Source organism: Mucilaginibacter sp. PAMC 26640 (genome assembly GCA_001596135.1).
GTDB lineage: Bacteria > Bacteroidota > Bacteroidia > Sphingobacteriales > Sphingobacteriaceae > Mucilaginibacter.
In genome coordinates this window covers 617,084-633,945 of sequence record CP014773.1, presented here as the reverse complement: position 1 = coordinate 633,945, position 16,862 = coordinate 617,084, and the positions used below count along the sequence as shown (strand labels likewise).

General features: G+C 43.4%; 15 protein-coding genes. 5 read left to right on the top strand and 10 right to left on the bottom strand.

The window, feature by feature from the left end:
- Positions 1-7: 7 nt before the first annotated feature.
- From A0256_02820 to A0256_02800, 5 genes are all read right to left on the bottom strand, one after another.
- On the bottom strand, positions 8-505 hold the full coding sequence (locus A0256_02820; GenBank protein AMR30426.1) for a hypothetical protein: 498 nt from the start codon (positions 503-505) through the stop codon (positions 8-10).
- 8 nt (positions 506-513) lie between these two features.
- On the bottom strand, positions 514-945 hold the full coding sequence (locus A0256_02815) for a hypothetical protein (protein AMR30425.1): 432 nt from the start codon (positions 943-945) through the stop codon (positions 514-516).
- 168 nt (positions 946-1,113) lie between these two features.
- Positions 1,114-1,719, bottom strand: a complete 606-nt coding sequence (locus tag A0256_02810) for a peptidase A8 (protein AMR30424.1) — start codon at positions 1,717-1,719, stop codon at positions 1,114-1,116.
- A complete protein-coding gene (locus A0256_02805; protein ID AMR30423.1) occupies positions 1,720-2,103 on the bottom strand; it encodes a molecular chaperone DnaK in 384 nt (127 codons plus the stop codon).
- A complete protein-coding gene (locus tag A0256_02800) occupies positions 2,104-5,487 on the bottom strand; it encodes an isoleucine--tRNA ligase (GenBank protein ID AMR30422.1) in 3,384 nt (1,127 codons plus the stop codon).
- Positions 5,488-5,810: 323 nt separating this feature from the next.
- Here A0256_02800 and A0256_02795 point away from each other — a divergent pair, with 323 nt between their 5' ends.
- Complete coding sequence (locus A0256_02795) at positions 5,811-7,463, top strand: peptidase M28 (protein ID AMR30421.1); 1,653 nt, start codon at positions 5,811-5,813, stop codon at positions 7,461-7,463.
- 266 nt (positions 7,464-7,729) lie between these two features.
- Here A0256_02795 and A0256_02790 read toward each other — a convergent pair whose 3' ends face one another.
- Positions 7,730-8,506 (bottom strand): 3-oxoacyl-ACP reductase, encoded by a 777-nt coding sequence (locus A0256_02790; GenBank protein ID AMR30420.1) that lies wholly within the window; start codon positions 8,504-8,506, stop codon positions 7,730-7,732.
- Positions 8,507-8,583: 77 nt separating this feature from the next.
- Here A0256_02790 and A0256_02785 point away from each other — a divergent pair, with 77 nt between their 5' ends.
- The 4 genes from A0256_02785 (at position 8,584) to A0256_02770 (ending at position 13,014) form a co-directional block, all read left to right on the top strand.
- Positions 8,584-8,781 carry a hypothetical protein gene (locus A0256_02785; protein ID AMR30419.1) on the top strand — a complete coding sequence of 66 codons (198 nt, stop codon included), beginning with the start codon at positions 8,584-8,586 and terminating at the stop codon, positions 8,779-8,781.
- Positions 8,782-8,945: 164 nt separating this feature from the next.
- The gene (locus tag A0256_02780) at positions 8,946-11,897 is read left to right on the top strand and encodes a hypothetical protein (GenBank protein ID AMR30418.1); all 2,952 of its coding nucleotides are present in this window, start codon (positions 8,946-8,948) and stop codon (positions 11,895-11,897) included.
- Between the two features lie 33 nt (positions 11,898-11,930).
- The gene (locus A0256_02775) at positions 11,931-12,299 is read left to right on the top strand and encodes a diacylglycerol kinase (GenBank protein AMR30417.1); all 369 of its coding nucleotides are present in this window, start codon (positions 11,931-11,933) and stop codon (positions 12,297-12,299) included.
- Positions 12,289-13,014, top strand: a complete 726-nt coding sequence (locus A0256_02770) for a DNA repair protein RecO (protein ID AMR30416.1) — start codon at positions 12,289-12,291, stop codon at positions 13,012-13,014. The genes A0256_02775 and A0256_02770 overlap by 11 nt, the downstream gene beginning before the upstream one ends.
- A 136-nt stretch (positions 13,015-13,150) precedes the next feature.
- On the opposite strand, the gene A0256_02765 is transcribed toward A0256_02770, so the two are convergent.
- From A0256_02765 to A0256_02750, 4 genes are all read right to left on the bottom strand, one after another.
- Positions 13,151-14,260: an AI-2E family transporter gene (locus A0256_02765; GenBank protein ID AMR30415.1), complete on the bottom strand. Its 1,110-nt coding sequence runs from the start codon at positions 14,258-14,260 to the stop codon at positions 13,151-13,153.
- Positions 14,261-14,369: 109 nt separating this feature from the next.
- The gene (locus A0256_02760) at positions 14,370-14,612 is read right to left on the bottom strand and encodes a hypothetical protein (GenBank protein ID AMR30414.1); all 243 of its coding nucleotides are present in this window, start codon (positions 14,610-14,612) and stop codon (positions 14,370-14,372) included.
- A 231-nt stretch (positions 14,613-14,843) separates the two neighbouring features.
- On the bottom strand, positions 14,844-15,761 hold the full coding sequence (locus A0256_02755) for a sugar transferase (GenBank protein ID AMR34407.1): 918 nt from the start codon (positions 15,759-15,761) through the stop codon (positions 14,844-14,846).
- A 230-nt stretch (positions 15,762-15,991) separates the two neighbouring features.
- On the bottom strand, positions 15,992-16,765 hold the full coding sequence (locus A0256_02750) for a methyltransferase type 11 (protein ID AMR30413.1): 774 nt from the start codon (positions 16,763-16,765) through the stop codon (positions 15,992-15,994).
- Positions 16,766-16,862 lie beyond the last annotated feature (97 nt).

Here is a 16,862-nt window from a genome sequence, read left to right as displayed (position 1 = left end):
TTTATTTTTACTTGGCCTTCTCCACATAGCTCTTCGGGTCCAGTGCAGCGGGTGCCCAGTTCTCAATAAATTCCTTTATCTTTTCTTTACTGTAACCCTTTCCTTCTTCCAGGTAGGAAGAGTTTTGTGTATTTAATCGGTTGCCTTTTGCATCCAGAATAACGAACACCGGGAAGCCGAAGCGTTGCGGATAACCCAATTCGGCCAATAGTTTTTCGTTTTTATTCTCGGGGCTCCAGTTTACATGTACTACTTCGTAATTCGCATTCAGGTAGGTATTTAACGTGTCGTTTTGCGTAACCACTCCATTAAAACGAATACACCAGGAACACCAGTTGCCGCCAATTTGCAGCAGCACATTTTTGTGCGCACCTGCAGCTTTTTTCACCGCTGCCGCTATATCTGCCTTTGCATCGGCAGCCGGATTGTACAGCTTTGGCTTTTCCTGCGCTTTGGCCGCATTAATGAGTACAAATACAGATAGGATTACAAAGAGCTTTTTCATCGTGATAATTATTGGGTTGATAGTTTAACAAAGTCCATGGTCGAACTGGTTCCATTGGTGCTTACCGGTGGAAAATAAAGCAGCAGCCTACCGGCGGTCAATACTTTTATCGAGGCTGTTTTGGTTTTTGCTGCTGTTCCGCCCGTTGATGCCGGCAAATTTAAAGTAACCGAGGAGCCTGCGCTATCATAAGTGGGCTGAATTTCATAAGTTTCATTGTTATATAAATATAACATTTGACCAAGGGCAAATTCCAGATCGCTCAGGCTGGCTTTTGTATTGGTATTGTAATCCGTTTTAATTAATGCTCCGCGGGAAAAGGTCAGCACAGTATCGGCAACCAGGTGCCACTTACCAATTAGGGTAACGGGCTCCATTTTTTCTTTTTTACAACTCAGTAACCCAACAACTAGGGTTGTTAACAAAAATGCTTTTTTCACAGGTTTTATTTAGATAGTTAGATATTTAAAGGTATGAAATTTTGCGTTCGATCCAATTTACGATATTGTTTGTTGCCCTGGGTCTATTGCCGGTTAGCTAAGGCAAAATGAAAAAAGCCGCATAAGCGGCTTTTTAAATTATTTTTTCCTGAGGAAATAGGGTGGGATCTATTCCTCCACCATTTCGCTGTTTGGGCTACTCAGTTCAGGCTCTTCGTGTTTAAAATAACGTTTTTGGTTTAGCAGGATAAATATTACACCCACAGAAATTGCTGCATCTGCAAAATTAAAAACCGGGCGGAAGAAGATAAACTCTTCATTTCCCCAGATCGGCACCCATGGCGGGAAATGCCCCGTAAGCAGCGGAAAGTAAAACATATCGATAACCCGGCCATGAAAAATTGGCGCGTACCCATATATAATACCATAAAAGGTTGAGTCGATAATATTACCTAAGGCACCAGCCAGGATAAACGCAACCATCATGATCAAGCCACGGTGGTATTTATGTTTGATCAGGTGCACCAATCCGTAACCAATACCACACACTGCAACAATACGAAATAGTGTTAAAGCCAGTTTACCCCATTCGCCGCCCAGTTCCATCCCGAAAGCCATACCGTTATTTTCGGTATAATGCAGCATACCACGGTCACCAAGGAGTTTAATCTCGCCTTGTGGAGCCAGATGATTATGCACCCATGTTTTGATGATCTGGTCCAGGAGGACAATAAATGCAGCGGTTAAGAATGGTTTAGTGTAAGCTGCCTTCATCTATTGCCTTAATTTTGCTTCCATAGTTAGCGTTGTATGCGGCACAGCACGCAAACGCTCTTTAGGGATCAGCTTGCCTGTTTCGCGGCAAATTCCATAGGTCTTGTTTTCAATTCGTACCAAAGCGGCTTCCAGTTGCTCTATGAATTTCTTCTGGCGGGCAGCTAGCTGATTGATTTGTTCTTTCTCCAAAGTGGCAGAACCATCCTCCAGTGTTTTATAAGTACCGGCGGTATCATCGGTACCGTTGGCATTTGGTGAACTTAGTGATGTGGCTAATGCAGCCAGCTCTTCTTTAGAGCTGCGCAATTTTTCTAAAAGCAGGTCTTTAAATTCCTTCAATTCTGCATCAGAATATCTTGTTTTTGCGTTTTCAGGTGTCATCTAGTTTTTTGTAATTACTATTAATATTTTATGTCCATCTATCTCCACTTCGTCACCTTCAGTAACCTGACTATCAAGCACAAGGCTTTCTGCCAAAATTTCGGCGCAAATATAGGATAAATTATTTTTCAGTGCTTCTGCGATGTAGGTATGTTCGGCAATGCGAACGTTTATCTTATCTGTAACTTCAAAATCTTTGTCTTTACGCAGGTTTTGTATACGGTTCACCAGCTCTCTTGCAATACCCTCCTCTTTCAACTCGTTGGTTATCGTAACATCCAAAGCAACGGTTAGTTTGCCTAGATTTGCAACTTGCCAGCCCGGTACATCTTCTGCTATGATCTCCACGTCAGATAATAGTATCGAGTATTTAGTATCAAGTATCAGGATAGAACCTTCAAGCTCTAATTTTCCAATCTCTTCCTGGCCAAACGCATTGATCACCGCAGCTACCTCTTTCATATCCTTACCCACCTTGGCGCCAAGTGCTTTAAAGTTTGGTTTGATCTTCTTTTTAACGAAACCTAAAGTATCGGTAATATATTCAATAGCCTTAATATTGGTTTCGGAGAGGATGAGGTCTTTTACCTTTTCAACCTGTTCCTTAAAGTTCTTATCTAATATCGGCAACAGGATCTTCCCAAGCGGGCGGCGTACCGGGATCTCTATTTTTTTACGTAGAGATAGTACAAGGGACGAGATATCCTGCGCTAAACCCATCCGCTGTTCCAGTTCTACATCTACCAAATCGGCATTATACTCCGGAAAGTAAGCCAAATGCACCGATTCGAATTCTTCTTTACCGGTAACTGAGTTCAAGTCGGTATATAAACGCTCTGCAAAGAACGGCGCAATAGGCGACATCAGTTTGCTGATGGTAATTAAACAAGTATACAATGTTTGGTAGGCCGATAACTTATCTGCTGTGCTGTCTGATCTCCAGAAACGGCGGCGGCTCAGTCGGATAAACCAGTTGCTGAAATGCACATCTACAAATTCTTGTATAGCACGGGCAGCTTTAGTGGGTTCAAAGTCGGCATAAAAAGCATCTACCTCTCCGCTCAAGGTATTTAAAAGGGAGATGATCCAGCGATCAATCTCCGGCCTGTCGGCTATGGTTATTTCAGCCTCGTCGTATTTGAATTTATCTATATTGGCGTAAAGCACAAAAAAGGAATAGGTATTGTATAGTGTGCCGAAAAACTTGCGGCGTACCTCATCCAGACCTTCTATGTTAAACTTTAGGTTATCCCAGGGCGCTGCATTACTGATCATGTACCAGCGGGCGGCATCTGCACCGTACTGGTTAATGGTTTCAAACGGATCTACACCATTGCCCAAACGCTTGCTCATCTTGTTGCCGTTCTTATCCAGCACCAAGCCGTTGCTTATTACGTTTTTAAAGGCTATCCCTTTATTACCTACTTCAGCATTGATTTCTTTGATCTCGTCGCTGGCTTCGCTCAGCATCACCGCAATGGCGTGCAGGGTGAAGAACCAGCCACGGGTTTGGTCAACACCCTCGGCGATAAAGTCGGCAGGGTAGGCCGCTTTAAAATCATCCTGGTTCTCAAACGGGAAATGCCATTGTGCATAAGGCATGGCGCCACTATCAAACCATACATCGATAAGGTCGGGCTCGCGCAGCATTTTGTTGCCTGTGGCAGATGTTAAGATCACATCGTCCACATAGGGGCGGTGCATATCTTCCAGCTTAAAACCTTCGGGCATAAAGCCAGCGGCTATAGATTTTTTGATCTCTGCATTGAGCTCGGCAATGGAGCCAATGCATTTTTCCTCACCGCTGTTTTCCTCGCGCCAGATCGGCAGCGGGGTGCCCCAGTAACGGGAGCGCGAAAGGTTCCAGTCTACCAGATTTTCGAGCCAGTTACCAAAACGACCGGTACCGGTACTTTCCGGTTTCCAGTTAATGGTTTTATTAAGCTCCACCATTTTATCCTTAACGGCTGTGGTGCGGATAAACCAGCTATCCAGCGGGTAATATAATATCGGTTCATCGCTACGCCAGGAGTGAGGGTAACTGTGCTCGTACTTCTGAACGTTGAAAGCTTTGTTCTCTTCTTTTAATTTAATAGAGATAAGTACATCCGTTGGTTTAAAACCATCTGCTGCGCGTTCCTCATCGCTGTAATATTCTTCTTTTACATACCGGCCGGCATAGTCGGTAACTTCGTCAACAAAGCGGCCCTGCTTGTTTACAAGCGGTACTTCTTTGCCATTCTCATCCTTTACCATTACCGATGGCACGTTGTTTTCTTTACATGCCCTAAAGTCATCCGCACCAAAAACAGATGCAGTATGTACAATGCCTGTACCATCTTCCGTGGTCACAAAATCAGCAGGGATCACGCGGAATGCGTTTTTCTCCAGGTCGTCATTTGTAACGTATGGCATTAGCTGGTAATAATGTAAGCCAAGCAACTGGCTGCCTTTTATTTCTGCATCAATGCGGTACGGGATGATCTTATCACCGCCTTTATATTCCTCAAAAGAGGCGCCTTCGGCTTCAGCCTTAAAATATTTTTTAACCAGATCCTTCGCCAATACAACCGCTACAGGAGTGTAAGTGTAAGGATTAAAGGTGCTGATTTTTACGTAGGTGATATTTTCGCCAACCGCTAAGGCACAGTTAGATGGCAGGGTCCATGGAGTAGTTGTCCAGGCCAGGATAAAAACATCTGTATTTACGCCTTCAAACAAAAATTCAGAATCGCTATCCCTTTTTACTTTAAACTGCGCGGTAATGGTGGTATCCTTCACCATTTTGTAGGTGCCGGGCTGGTTTAGCTCATGCGAGCTAAGGCCGGTACCAGATTTTGGCGAGTAAGGTTGTACGGTGTAACCTTTGTACAACCAGCCTTTTTTATAAAGCTGCTGCAGTATCCACCAAAGGCTTTCAATATATTCGTTTTCGTAAGTTACGTAAGGGTTTTCCAGGTCAACCCAGTAACCCATTTTTTCGGTCAGGTCGTTCCATACGTCGGTGTAGCGCATTACCTCCTTGCGGCAGGCATCGTTATACTCTTTTACGGAGATCTTTTTACCAATATCATCTTTAGTGATGCCCAAAGATTTTTCAACAGCAAGCTCAATAGGCAGGCCATGGGTATCCCAGCCGCCTTTGCGTTTAACCTGGTAGCCTTTCAGCGTTTTGTAACGGCAAAAAATATCTTTAATAGAGCGGCCCATAACGTGGTGAATGCCTGGCATTCCGTTTGCACTTGGCGGCCCTTCATAAAAGGTATACGGCTTGCTTGCCGGCCTGCTGCTTATGCTCTTCTCAAATATGCCATTCTGCTTCCAGAATTCCAGTACTTCCTTACCTGTTTGCGCCAGATTTAACTGCTTATATTCCTTGTACATCAATATGTTTAGCGTCGAATTTTAAAGGTTGCAAAAATAAGGAATTTATATTTAAAAAGGGGGAAAGTGGGTAGTTGATTTATTGTACTAACCGGGAATAGCACTCCTGAAATATATTTTTGCAAATTATGGATATAATGAGTTAATATCATTTTTTCGAATTGAAACGAGTTACATAAACCTATTTTTGAGCATTACATTTCACCGCCAGCACTACTAAAAATTTAAATTAATTCGTGAAATTCGTGTTCACGCAATTAGTAGCTGGTTGCTATCAAAACATTCCCTCCCCTTTACTATATTTGGTTTTACAAAGCCCTGATATGAAAATCAAATCCATTGCCCTTATTACTATAACAGCCGTCGCTTTATTGCCCGGCTGTTCATCGGATAAAGAAAAGAAAGCCACCAGTGATAGTGATACCGCCATGGCGGCAGATATCAAACACCACATTGCCGTTCTGGCTAATGATTCGCTTTTAGGGCGGAAACCTTTTACTGTCGGTGAGGATAAAACGATCGCCTACATCTCTGCCCAGTTTAAAAAATTGGGCCTGGAGCCCGGTAACAAGGGTAGCTATTACCAGGATGTGCCCATGGTTGAAATTGGTGCCGCCGCTGCCCCAACTATGCAAATCACCGGAAAAACGCCGCTGAGCCTTAAAATGGCGGAAGACTTTGTAGCCGCTACCAGGCAGGAACTTCCATCAGTTGATCTGAAGAATTCACCTCTTGTATTTGCCGGCTATGGCATAGTAGCGCCCGAATTTAAGTGGAACGACTATAAAGATTTGGATGTAAAAGGTAAAACGGTAGTAGTGCTGGTGAATGACCCCGGCTTTAAATCGCCGGAGAAATTATTCAAAGGCGATACCATGACTTACTATGGCCGATGGACGTACAAGTATGAAGAGGCCGCTCGACAGGGTGCCGCAGGCGTGTTGATTGTTCACCAAACCGAACCTGCAAGTTATGGCTGGCAGGTGATCCAGAACAGTTTTACAGGATCTAAACTATACCTGCAGCAAGCCGATAAACACATGAATCGCTGTAAAGTAGAAGGCTGGCTAAGTGAAGCAGCGGCCAAAAAGCTTTTAGCAGGTGCCGGTATCACCGACGATATGCGCGCTTATGCCCGCAAAAAAGATTTTAAAGCTGTTCCGCTGAACAGCTTTGTATCCGTAAGGTTGAAAAATAGCCTGAAGTATTCTACCTCTCATAATGTAATCGCCACAATTAAAGGCAGCACCACGCCGGGCGAGTATGTTTTATATAGCGCTCATTGGGACCATTTTGGTGTGAAGAGCCCTGCCATTAAAGGTGACAGCATTTATAATGGTGCTGTAGATAATGCCAGCGGTGTGGCGGCTATACTGGCTATCGCTAAGAAATTTACACAAGTTAAAGACAAGCCAAAACGCTCGGTCGTTTTTCTAGCAGTGACGGCTGAAGAGCAGGGTTTATTAGGGTCTGAATATTACGGAACCCACCCGGTTTATCCTTTGAACAAAACAGTGGCCGACCTTAACCTGGACGCTTTATCCGACTTTGGCGAAACCAGCGATTTCTCAATCACAGGTAAGGGGCAGAATGATTTGGATGATTATGTGATGGCTTTAACGACACCCAAGGGCTGGAAGGTAGTGGGCGATAAAACGCCGGGATCGGGCAGTTACTACCGGTCGGACCATTTTAACTTTGCCAAGGTAGGTGTGCCTGCGCTGGATCTGCATAATGGTGCTGCATCTATTGAAAAGGGCGAGGCATTTGGTACGGCAAAGCTGAAGGAATATAACGACGAGCATTATCACCAGCCATCGGATGAATACAGTGATGATATGAACACGCTGGGGATGGCACAAACCTCTGATTTGATGTATCAGTTGGGTGTAAAACTGGCGGGCGAAACAACTTTTCCCGGCTGGAAGAAGGGTTCGGAATTTAAATTGATCAGGGAAAAATCAATGGGGAAATAGTGTTGATATAAAAATAGGTTACTCATCATGACAACAAGAACAAGATTATATCTGTGCATAATCGTCACCATAGTGGCGACTACTATATGCCTGCTTACTAATTTTACCGGGTACTTTCAGCATTGGAAAATATCAGATTTTATGCAGGGTTTTTCGGGCGGAATAGCCTTTGGAGCTCTTCTCGGCATAATTACCTTTGCTATTAAGCTCAAGCAGGAGAAAGAGGGAGTGGCTGCTGTGTAATTAATTGAAGCAGGCGAGTCCTTTTAATATATCGCCCTGCTTGCACCGCCATCAACCTGTATAGTAGTACCACTAATGTAGTTGGCTTGAGCAGATGCCAGGAAGGTTACCATTGCTGCAAATTCTTCTGGTTTTCCTATGCGCCCCAGTGGAATGGCTTTGGCTTTTTCTTTCATGGCTTCTTCCGGGTCGGTATCTTTGGGGAGCGTATGTTTGATCCGATCGGTAAGAATTAATCCGGGCGCCACATTGTTTACGGTAATGTTATAAGGCCCAAACTCGTCGGCCATTAGTTTAGCCATGCCCACAACACCCAGGCGCATAGCAGTAGAAAGCACCGAGCCTGCCAAAACTGATTTTACCGAGCCGCTGATAACGTTAATAATGCGCCCGCCGCCCGCTGTTTTCAAGTAAGGCAGCGCCAGTTTGCAGGTTCGGGCAACGCTCATCAGGTTCATATCGAAGGCTTGCTGCCATTGCAGATCGTCGAAGTTCTCAAATTTATCAAAAGGTGGCCCGCCTGCGTTGTTTACCAGTATATCTATCCCGCCAAAGGTTTCAGCAGCAGCTTTTATAAAGCTGTTAATGTTTTCGGCGTCCGATACATTTACCGTAATAGCTACAACAGGGTTGCCGGTTTGCAGGCTAATTTCAGCAGCAGTTTTATCCAGCTCGGTTCGATTACGGGAGCCGATGATCACCTTTGCGCCTTCGGCAGATAATGCTGTCGCGATTGCTTTGCCCAAGCCTTTGCTTGCCGCCAAAACTACCGCTACTTTGTTTTGTAATTGCAGGTCCATAAGTGCAATGTTAGTTATTATGAATAAATTATAAAGTGTAAACCTGCCATGTCCCTAAAAGTTGATACCTTTCGGCAATGAAAAATCAGGTAACCCGCACTGTTTTATTGTTAGCGGTATCAATTCTGTTGTTTGCCATTATTTTATGGGCACCCGCGCCTAAAAATCCGGTTTATTTTGATATTATCAGAGGTGCTTCGGCTGGTTTAGGTTTGGCGGGCTGCATCAGCTTTATTATTCTATTGGTCAACCAATTAAAGAGCGCTAAAAATTAAGAATTTAAAGCAATTTGCTTCTTTTCCGCTAAGTATACTATATTTACACACTTTCCCCTAAGTAAACTATTGTTGCACTATATAAAACAGCTCCTGTTTTACAGCGTGTGCTATTTACAATAAACATAGTTTAAGTATCTACTTTGCTTTCCATATTTAACTAAATGAATAACATTCACCGTTTCAGTAGCGATGAATTGCTGCAGGTTTTGGCACTATCACAAAACGCCACAGCTATTTATAGTACCAGGGATCTAATTATTCAAACTGCAAACGATGCCATGCTTGGCCTATGGGGGCGTGGTCGGGAAGCTATAGGCCAACCGCTGCAAAAAGCAGTACCTGAGCTAGAGGGGCAACCCTTCATCGCTATCCTGCAAGAAGTTTGGGACACAGGTGTAATTTACACCGCTAATGATACGCCTGCTCTTCTTAATTTAACAGGCCGCTTAAACACCTATTATTTCGATTTTGTTTATCGGCCAATAAAAAACGTGGCAGGTAACGTGTATTGCATTTTACATACCGCAACTGATGTAACCGAGCGGTATAAAAACCGCCAAAAGTTGCTGAATGCGAGTAAAACAGAAGACGAGCTTAACCGTGAGCAGGCATTAAATGAACAGTTGCAGGTAACAAACGAAGAACTTAATGCCACAAACGAACAGCTAAAAGATATACAGTTAAAGCTGAGTAATTTAAATCTGGAGCTGGAAGAAAAGGTGCTCCGCCGTACTGCAGCGCTCGCCGAAAGCGAGGCTAATTTTCGAAATATGATCTTGCAGGCTCCGGTTGCTATGGCTTTGTTCAAAGGACCGGATATGGTGATTGATATGATCAATGGTACTTTCCTGGAGCTTTGGGGGCGAGACAGGTCTGTGGTTGGGAAACCTCTTGTGGAGGCTTTGCCAGAACTTAAAGATCAGCCTTATCTGCAAATCATCGGGGAGGTATTTAATTCCGGTAGGCCATACTTTGGCGTTGAGGCCGAAGTGATGCTGAACCGGAGCGGGCAGTTATCAAAAGGGTACTACAATTTTGTTAACCACCCCTTTAAAGATGCTTATGGCAAAATTACCGGAGTAATTGTTGTCGCCGGCGAAGTTACAGAACAAGTGCTGGCCGGCAATAAGGTGAAGCATAGCGAGCACCGCCTTCGTACCATGATCATGAGTACTCCTATTAGCATGGCCGTGTTGCAGGGGCGCGAATTGGTCATAACGGTGGCTAATCAATCTATGCTGGATATTTGGGGCCGTACAGAGGAGCAGGTGATCAACGAACGCTTGATAGCTGTATTTCCAGAATTGCTGGACCAGCCGTTCCCTAAACTACTGAATGATGTTTTTGAAACCGGGGAAAAATTAGCCATAAGGGAGATAGCGGCAGATATTGCTACCCCTGCCGGACTAAAGCATATTTATGTTGATTTTTCTTATGACCCGCTGTTCGATCAATCCGGCAATGTTGAATCCATATTAGTTAGCGTTATTGAGATAACCGATATTGTGCATGCGCGAAAGCAATTGGAGGAAAGCGAGGCAGAACAGCAGGCGCTCAACGAAGAGATACAGGCCGCCAACGAGGAGATGGCAGCCACAAATGAAGAGCTCCACGCTACTAACGAAGAGTTGAGCGAAACCCAGTTAGATCTAAGGAGGATAATTGACGCTTTGGAAACCAGCGAAGGCCGGTTACGATATATGCTTGCGGATGCCCCGATAGCAATCGCGTTATTAACAGGCCCGCAACTCATTGTGGAGGCAGCTAACAAGAAAGTATTAGAAGCGTGGGGTAAAGATAGCCATATAGTGGGTTTGCCACTGGCAGAAGCCGTGCCTGAACTTGCCGGACAAGCATTTATAGATTTGTTGCTCAATGTTTACCAAACAGGCGAAGCGTACTACGGAAATGAAGTGAAAGCCCGGCTTGAGCAGAATGGTAAAATGGAAGAAGTATACTCTAATTTTGTATACCACCCGCTAAAAGATAGTGCGGGCCAAACCACCAGCATCATACTAATAGCAAATGTGGTTACAGAACAGGTGATTGCCCGCCGCGAAATAGAAAAGGCGGAAGAAAAAGCCCGTTTTGCAATTGAAGCCGCAAATGTAGGCACCTGGTTTCTAAATATTAATACCCGGGAATTTGTGGTATCGCAACGGCTAAAGGAACAGTTTGGTTATAAACCTGATGATGAGGTAAGCTACGATATGATTGCGAATGCTATCCCGGAGGAGTATCGCCGTAACGTTACCGACGCGGTTGATAAGGCAATTGCCAGCGGCAAAAATTATGAAATGGAACACCCGGTTATCAGTCACGCTGATCAAAAGATTCAATGGGTGCGTGCATATGGCAAACTGTATCCGGATTCGGAAGGCAGCCTTTCGCATTTCTCGGGTATTATCATGGATATAACTGAACAAAAACATGACGAAATTCGCAAAAACGATTTTATTGGTATGGTGAGCCACGAGTTAAAAACACCATTGACATCGCTTAGCGCCTATTCGCAAATGTTGTATAGCAAAGCCCGTAATGGCGGCGACCCTTTTACAATTGGCGCGCTGGAAAAGGTGAATAGCCAGGTAAAAAAGATGAGTACGATGATCAATGGCTTTCTCAACGTTTCGCGGCTGGAATCGGGTAAGATCTTTTTAAATAAAGAACAATTCCGGTTGGATGAACTTGTTGAAGAAATGATAGCCGATGCCCGGCTTACTTTCAATAGCCACCAGATCACCTTCATCCATAGCGAGCCTGTAACTTTGATTGCGGATATGGACAAAATAGGTTCGGTGATTTCCAACCTGCTGAGCAATGCGGTAAAATACTCGCCCAGGGGGAAAAATATATCGTTGGAATGCAGAATAAACGGCGGGGATGCAATGGTTTCGGTAAAGGATGAAGGTATGGGTATAAAACCAAATGATATCGACAGGATCTTTGAACGTTATTACCGGGTAGACAGCGCGCACACGCAAACGGTTTCAGGCTTCGGTATCGGGCTTTATCTTTGTGCAGAAATTGTAGAGCGCCATCATGGGAAAATCTGGGTTGAAAGTGAAAAGGCGCAAGGTTCAACTTTTTACTTTACACTACCCGTAAATTAATTTGTGCAGATTTGCGTAATTTACGGCTGATCAATGAAAAAATTTATTCGCGGCTTTGGCTTTGCCTTTAAAGGCTTACAATATGCTTTTAGCACACAACTCAATTTTAGGGTGCATGTGTTTGCGGCAATAGCGGCTATTGCGATGGGGTTTTGCTTGAAGATCAACGCAGCCGAATGGAACTGGATATTGCTTTGTATTGCCATGGTTTTGCTTACAGAATTATTGAATACCGGGATAGAAACGCTTACAGACCTGGTATCGCCAGGGTATAATAAACTGGCAGGGCACGTTAAAGATATCAGTGCAGCAGCGGTGTTGGTAGTTGCCTTTTTTGCATTGATTACCGGTATTATAATTTATCTGCCCAAAATTTTAGCACTTCTGGGTTATGCTGCATAAAACCCGCGGCATTGTCTTTAAAACTACCGACTACAGCGAAAGTAGCGTAGTGGTACAGATATTTACCGAAAAATTTGGGCTTCAATCGTATCTAATCAATGGTGTAAAAAAGCCCCGTGCTAAAATAAGCCGCAACATGCTGCAGCCGCTGCACCTGGTTGATATGGTTGTTTATCATAAAACAGCCGGAAACATACAGCGGATCTCCGAATTGAAAAACGCGCCGGCGTTGCTTACCATCCCTTATGACATTATTAAAAGCAGCCTGGTAATGTTTTTAAACGAGGTGCTGTATAAAGCCGTAAAGCAGCAAACACCCGATGAAAATATTTTCGATTTCATTTTTAATGCGGTAGAATGGCTGGATCACAGTACCCGCGGACTAGCGAATTTTCATCTTGTGTTCCTGGTGCAGCTTACACGTTACCTGGGCTTTTATCCGCATGGGACAACCGCATCAAACACTAATTACTTTGATATGAAAGATGGCGTATTCAGCAATTTCAAGCCGGATAGTTTATCTTACCTCTCGCCACCCCACACCAAAAATTTTTACGACCTGCTGCAAAATGGGTTCGGTAAAATAGAAAGCATTAAACTGGGTAATGATGAACGTCGTTACCTCATCAATAAAATATTGGAATACTATGCCATGCACATTGAGGGCTTCGGCTATATCCGGTCGCATGAGGTGCTGGAAGAGGTGCTGGGATAAAGACAATTTAGCACAAACGAAAATTTGATGGAATCACCGAAATCGATGCCACTTTTCCTAAACCCCTGCTAATTCCACAGGTTTCCGGTTTATCTAAGTTTAATTAAGCAACTACCACCTAAATCCAATCCTGTGATCACTCAACCTTTGCAGGCTTGCTTTTAAACAATTTCGTAAAAAAGTTACCCTCATTACTTTGCTTCTTCTCTTTCGGTGGCCCAATCAGGAAACCGATATCTTTTAAAGGTTCGGCATTATCGCACACTATTTTAAAGATGCCAAGTAGGGGCACGGCCAGTATCATGCCGGGTATCCCCCACACGGTTTCGCCAATAACAATAATGAGGATGGTAAACAAGGGGTTGATGTTGAGCCGGTCGCCCACTACCAGGGGTTCCAGGATGTAGGTTTGAATCAACTGAACACAACCGTAAGTAATAAGAACGCCGATAACTACACGGCTATCTCCGCTTTGCGCCAGCGCCATCAACATAGTAATAGAAGTACCGGTTATATTACCGGCAAACGGAACAAGCTCTAAAATACCACAAAGCACGGCAAAAAATATGGCGTTTTTTACGCCCACTATGGTAAAGCCTATGCCATACATCACCCAAAGCATCACGATCATTAATCCTAGGCCGCCAAGGTATTGCTGTGTTACGGTGCTGGCATTTTGCAATACATCTTTGCCGGTTTCGCGGTTATCCCGGCTTAATAATCTTAACACAAAATTCTTGAAGTGACTGCGAAAGTAAATGAACAGAAAGGTGTAAACTAATACCAAGATTGCGTCTACTAAAATCCCGGCCAGCGATCCAACGAGGGTGGTCACCATGCCGGCGGCTTTTTCCATACTGCCGCCCTGTTGGTCCTTAATCATTTTTTGCTGCTCCCTTTGCGAGATGCCAAACGTTTGCTGTACGTAATCTTTCAGCTGAGTTAGCATCCCGTTAACCCGTTGCTCTATTTTGCCAAGGTCTTTCCCAAGATCGCTTAATTGTGTTTGCATCAGGAAAACAATGCCTGCTATAAGTAAAAGCAATGCTATAATGCTTAAAATAGACGCAAATGCATTGTTTAGTCCCCTTCTCTGAAGCCACCTGCATACAGGCAATAACAACATAGCCAGTATGGCACCAAAGGTTAAAGGGATGAGCACCGGTGCAGCAAAATACAGTACTGCAAAAGTGAGTACGAATAGCAGGAGAACCCGCAGCGTTTGATTAAGGAATGGAACGGTCATCACGGTTAAATTAGCGGATTATCGGGGGCCTGATTTTACCGCATGGTAACAAATTGTTAAAGCCGCAAAGCTATTAACAGGCTTCGCGGCGTTTAGTAAGCATAAGGTATTAGCCTAAAATTCTTTTTTTAATGAATTCCACAGCAGATTCTGCCATTTCGGTTCCACCAGTTTGTACTACGGTACCGTCTTCATTTACAGTTAACTCTGCATTAATATTATCGTCAATGCATACTGTAAGCTTATTTTGTTCTTTTACCACTGTGCAGGGTACTTCTCTGCCGGAGTAATGGAGCAAAAATTCGTGTTTGCCATCTCTATCTGCGGGTTTGGTGTCTTTCTCGTCAATCATGGTTTAGCTATTTTTAGGTATAACACTAAAAGAGTGATCCTGTTTCTGTAAACAAAAAAAGAGAAAACTTTTGGTTCTCTCTTTCGATGCTTTTAACTGATCTTATTATTAAATCATAAAGAACGGATTGGTTTATAATTGGTTTAATAATATACAAGTATAATGTCTATAGGTTTACCAGACTAATTTTTTTATTTATAATTATTAACAAGTACTCATCTATCAACATTGCTAATTTCTTTTAAGATACTTGTTTTTCAATTGATTAAATAAATTCATTCCACGCTTTACAAGGCTGCCTTTACGGTTCTTTAAAAAGTGCCTTATCGTTGCATATGCTTTAGTATCTTCCTGAATTATCTCCGGAAAATATTTAACCGGGGTTTCGGCTATTTGTACCTGGTAGGTATTTTCGATATTGGAATGTGTGCCGCTGCCATCATGCCCGATGTTGTGTACCAGCGAATGTGATGGGTTGAGCGTTAAACCACCTTTTAAAAAGATGGACGCGTACCAGCGAATTGCCCAGGAATTATTTCGCCCGGCCTTAAAGTCAAGCATCTGTTTCCAGAAATTCATAGTGCCGTTGATGGAGAATTGGTCGATCTTATTTTTATCAAATTGTTTGATCAATTGATCAATATCCGGGTCGAAATTATCCCAGGCTCTTGCCCAGGTGGCCCATCCCCAACTGAAAGCCGCGCGGAAAAAAAAGGTTTCCGGGAGCGTTTTGTCGGGGAGATCGAACATGTAGGCGCTTAAGTGCATTACCTTTTCGGTATCCGCATAGCGTTGCAGGCCCTCATTAAAATATTGGAGTGTGTAAGGCGAAGAGATTAGGTCGTCTTCAAAAACGATCACTGTGCCAAATTCTTTTATTAGCTGCGTTACCCCACTAATGATGGAATTAGCTAATCCCATATTCCTTGGTCGCTCTATTACCTTAATAGACTTAAAACCGGTGGTTTCCAGGGCTATTTGCCTAACCTGTTCCACACTTGCCTTATCTGAGTCTTTTCGGGGCCCATCGCTGAAGATAAATAAGCGTGACTCACCAGCCAATAAATTTTTTTGCAAATAATTGATGGTGCGGCGGGTATGGTCTGGCCGGTTATATACAAAAAGGGCGATGGGAGCAGGGTTTTGCAATGGAGATTTTACTTTTTTTAACCACTGATCGCTCAAAGAATCTACAACGTAATGCAGCGCGATCCGGGGGTAAAGTGAATATTAATTTACGATATTGGCGTTAAAGGGTTAGTTATAATTATATAAACCGTTAAACACTAATTTTACCAGGGGGAGCTTCTAATATTAAAAACGCTTAAGTTTTTTGCAAAAGCTTTGTTGTCTCCGCGGTATAAAAACGGCAATTATTATTAAAATATATCTGCCTGCCTATCGGTTTTTTTGCAGAGTACGGTGTAGGCATTTGCCATCCGTTCGTTTACTTTATCTCCGCCCAATTTGCCTAGTGTGTTTTTAACGGTATATTCTGCTGCAATTTTCAAATTGGTTAACAAACTTTTAGCCTTCTTCTGATTAATGTAGGTATTGAACCTGGTTACCTCCGGTTCTATCATCGATGTAAGATCTGTCTCTACTTCAAAACCCTCGGTTTGCAGTAAATACCGCAGCGAAGTTGGGGTGTACATATTAATATGCCCATACGCCAAAAAATGTTTAATTTTTTTATCCACTCCGGCTTTGTAATCCAGTGGCACTTCTATCACAAAATGGCGGCTTACCCTTTTTATTTCGCGAAGCAATAGTCGTTCATGTTCTACATGTTCCAATACGTGGGATAGAATGATGAGATCGAAGCTATTATCGTCAAATGGCAGTTTATAACCATCAAACTCCTGTACAGAGATCAAGTTTTTTATATTCCGGCTTTTTATGTGGGCCACTCCGCTATCTGATATTTCCACAGCGTGATACTCCGCCGCAAAGTCATGATCGGCCAAATAAGTTAAAATACTGCCGTCGCCCGCACCAACCTCCAGCACCTTTGCGAAGCTTTTGCCTGCGCAAACAGCAATGATGTGTTCCGCTTTATATTTGGCACCCAGCATGCGCCAGGCCTCATCATGCTTCTGGTAAAATTCATCGTAGGCGGTTTTTACATTACCGCTTATAGCAGATTGTTGCATTAATATTAATTGAGTGTAATACGGGTGTAAAGTTAGTTTATTGGGCACACCTTTAAAATGTTTTATTAATCAAGGATGGTAAAGTCAGTGCTCCGAT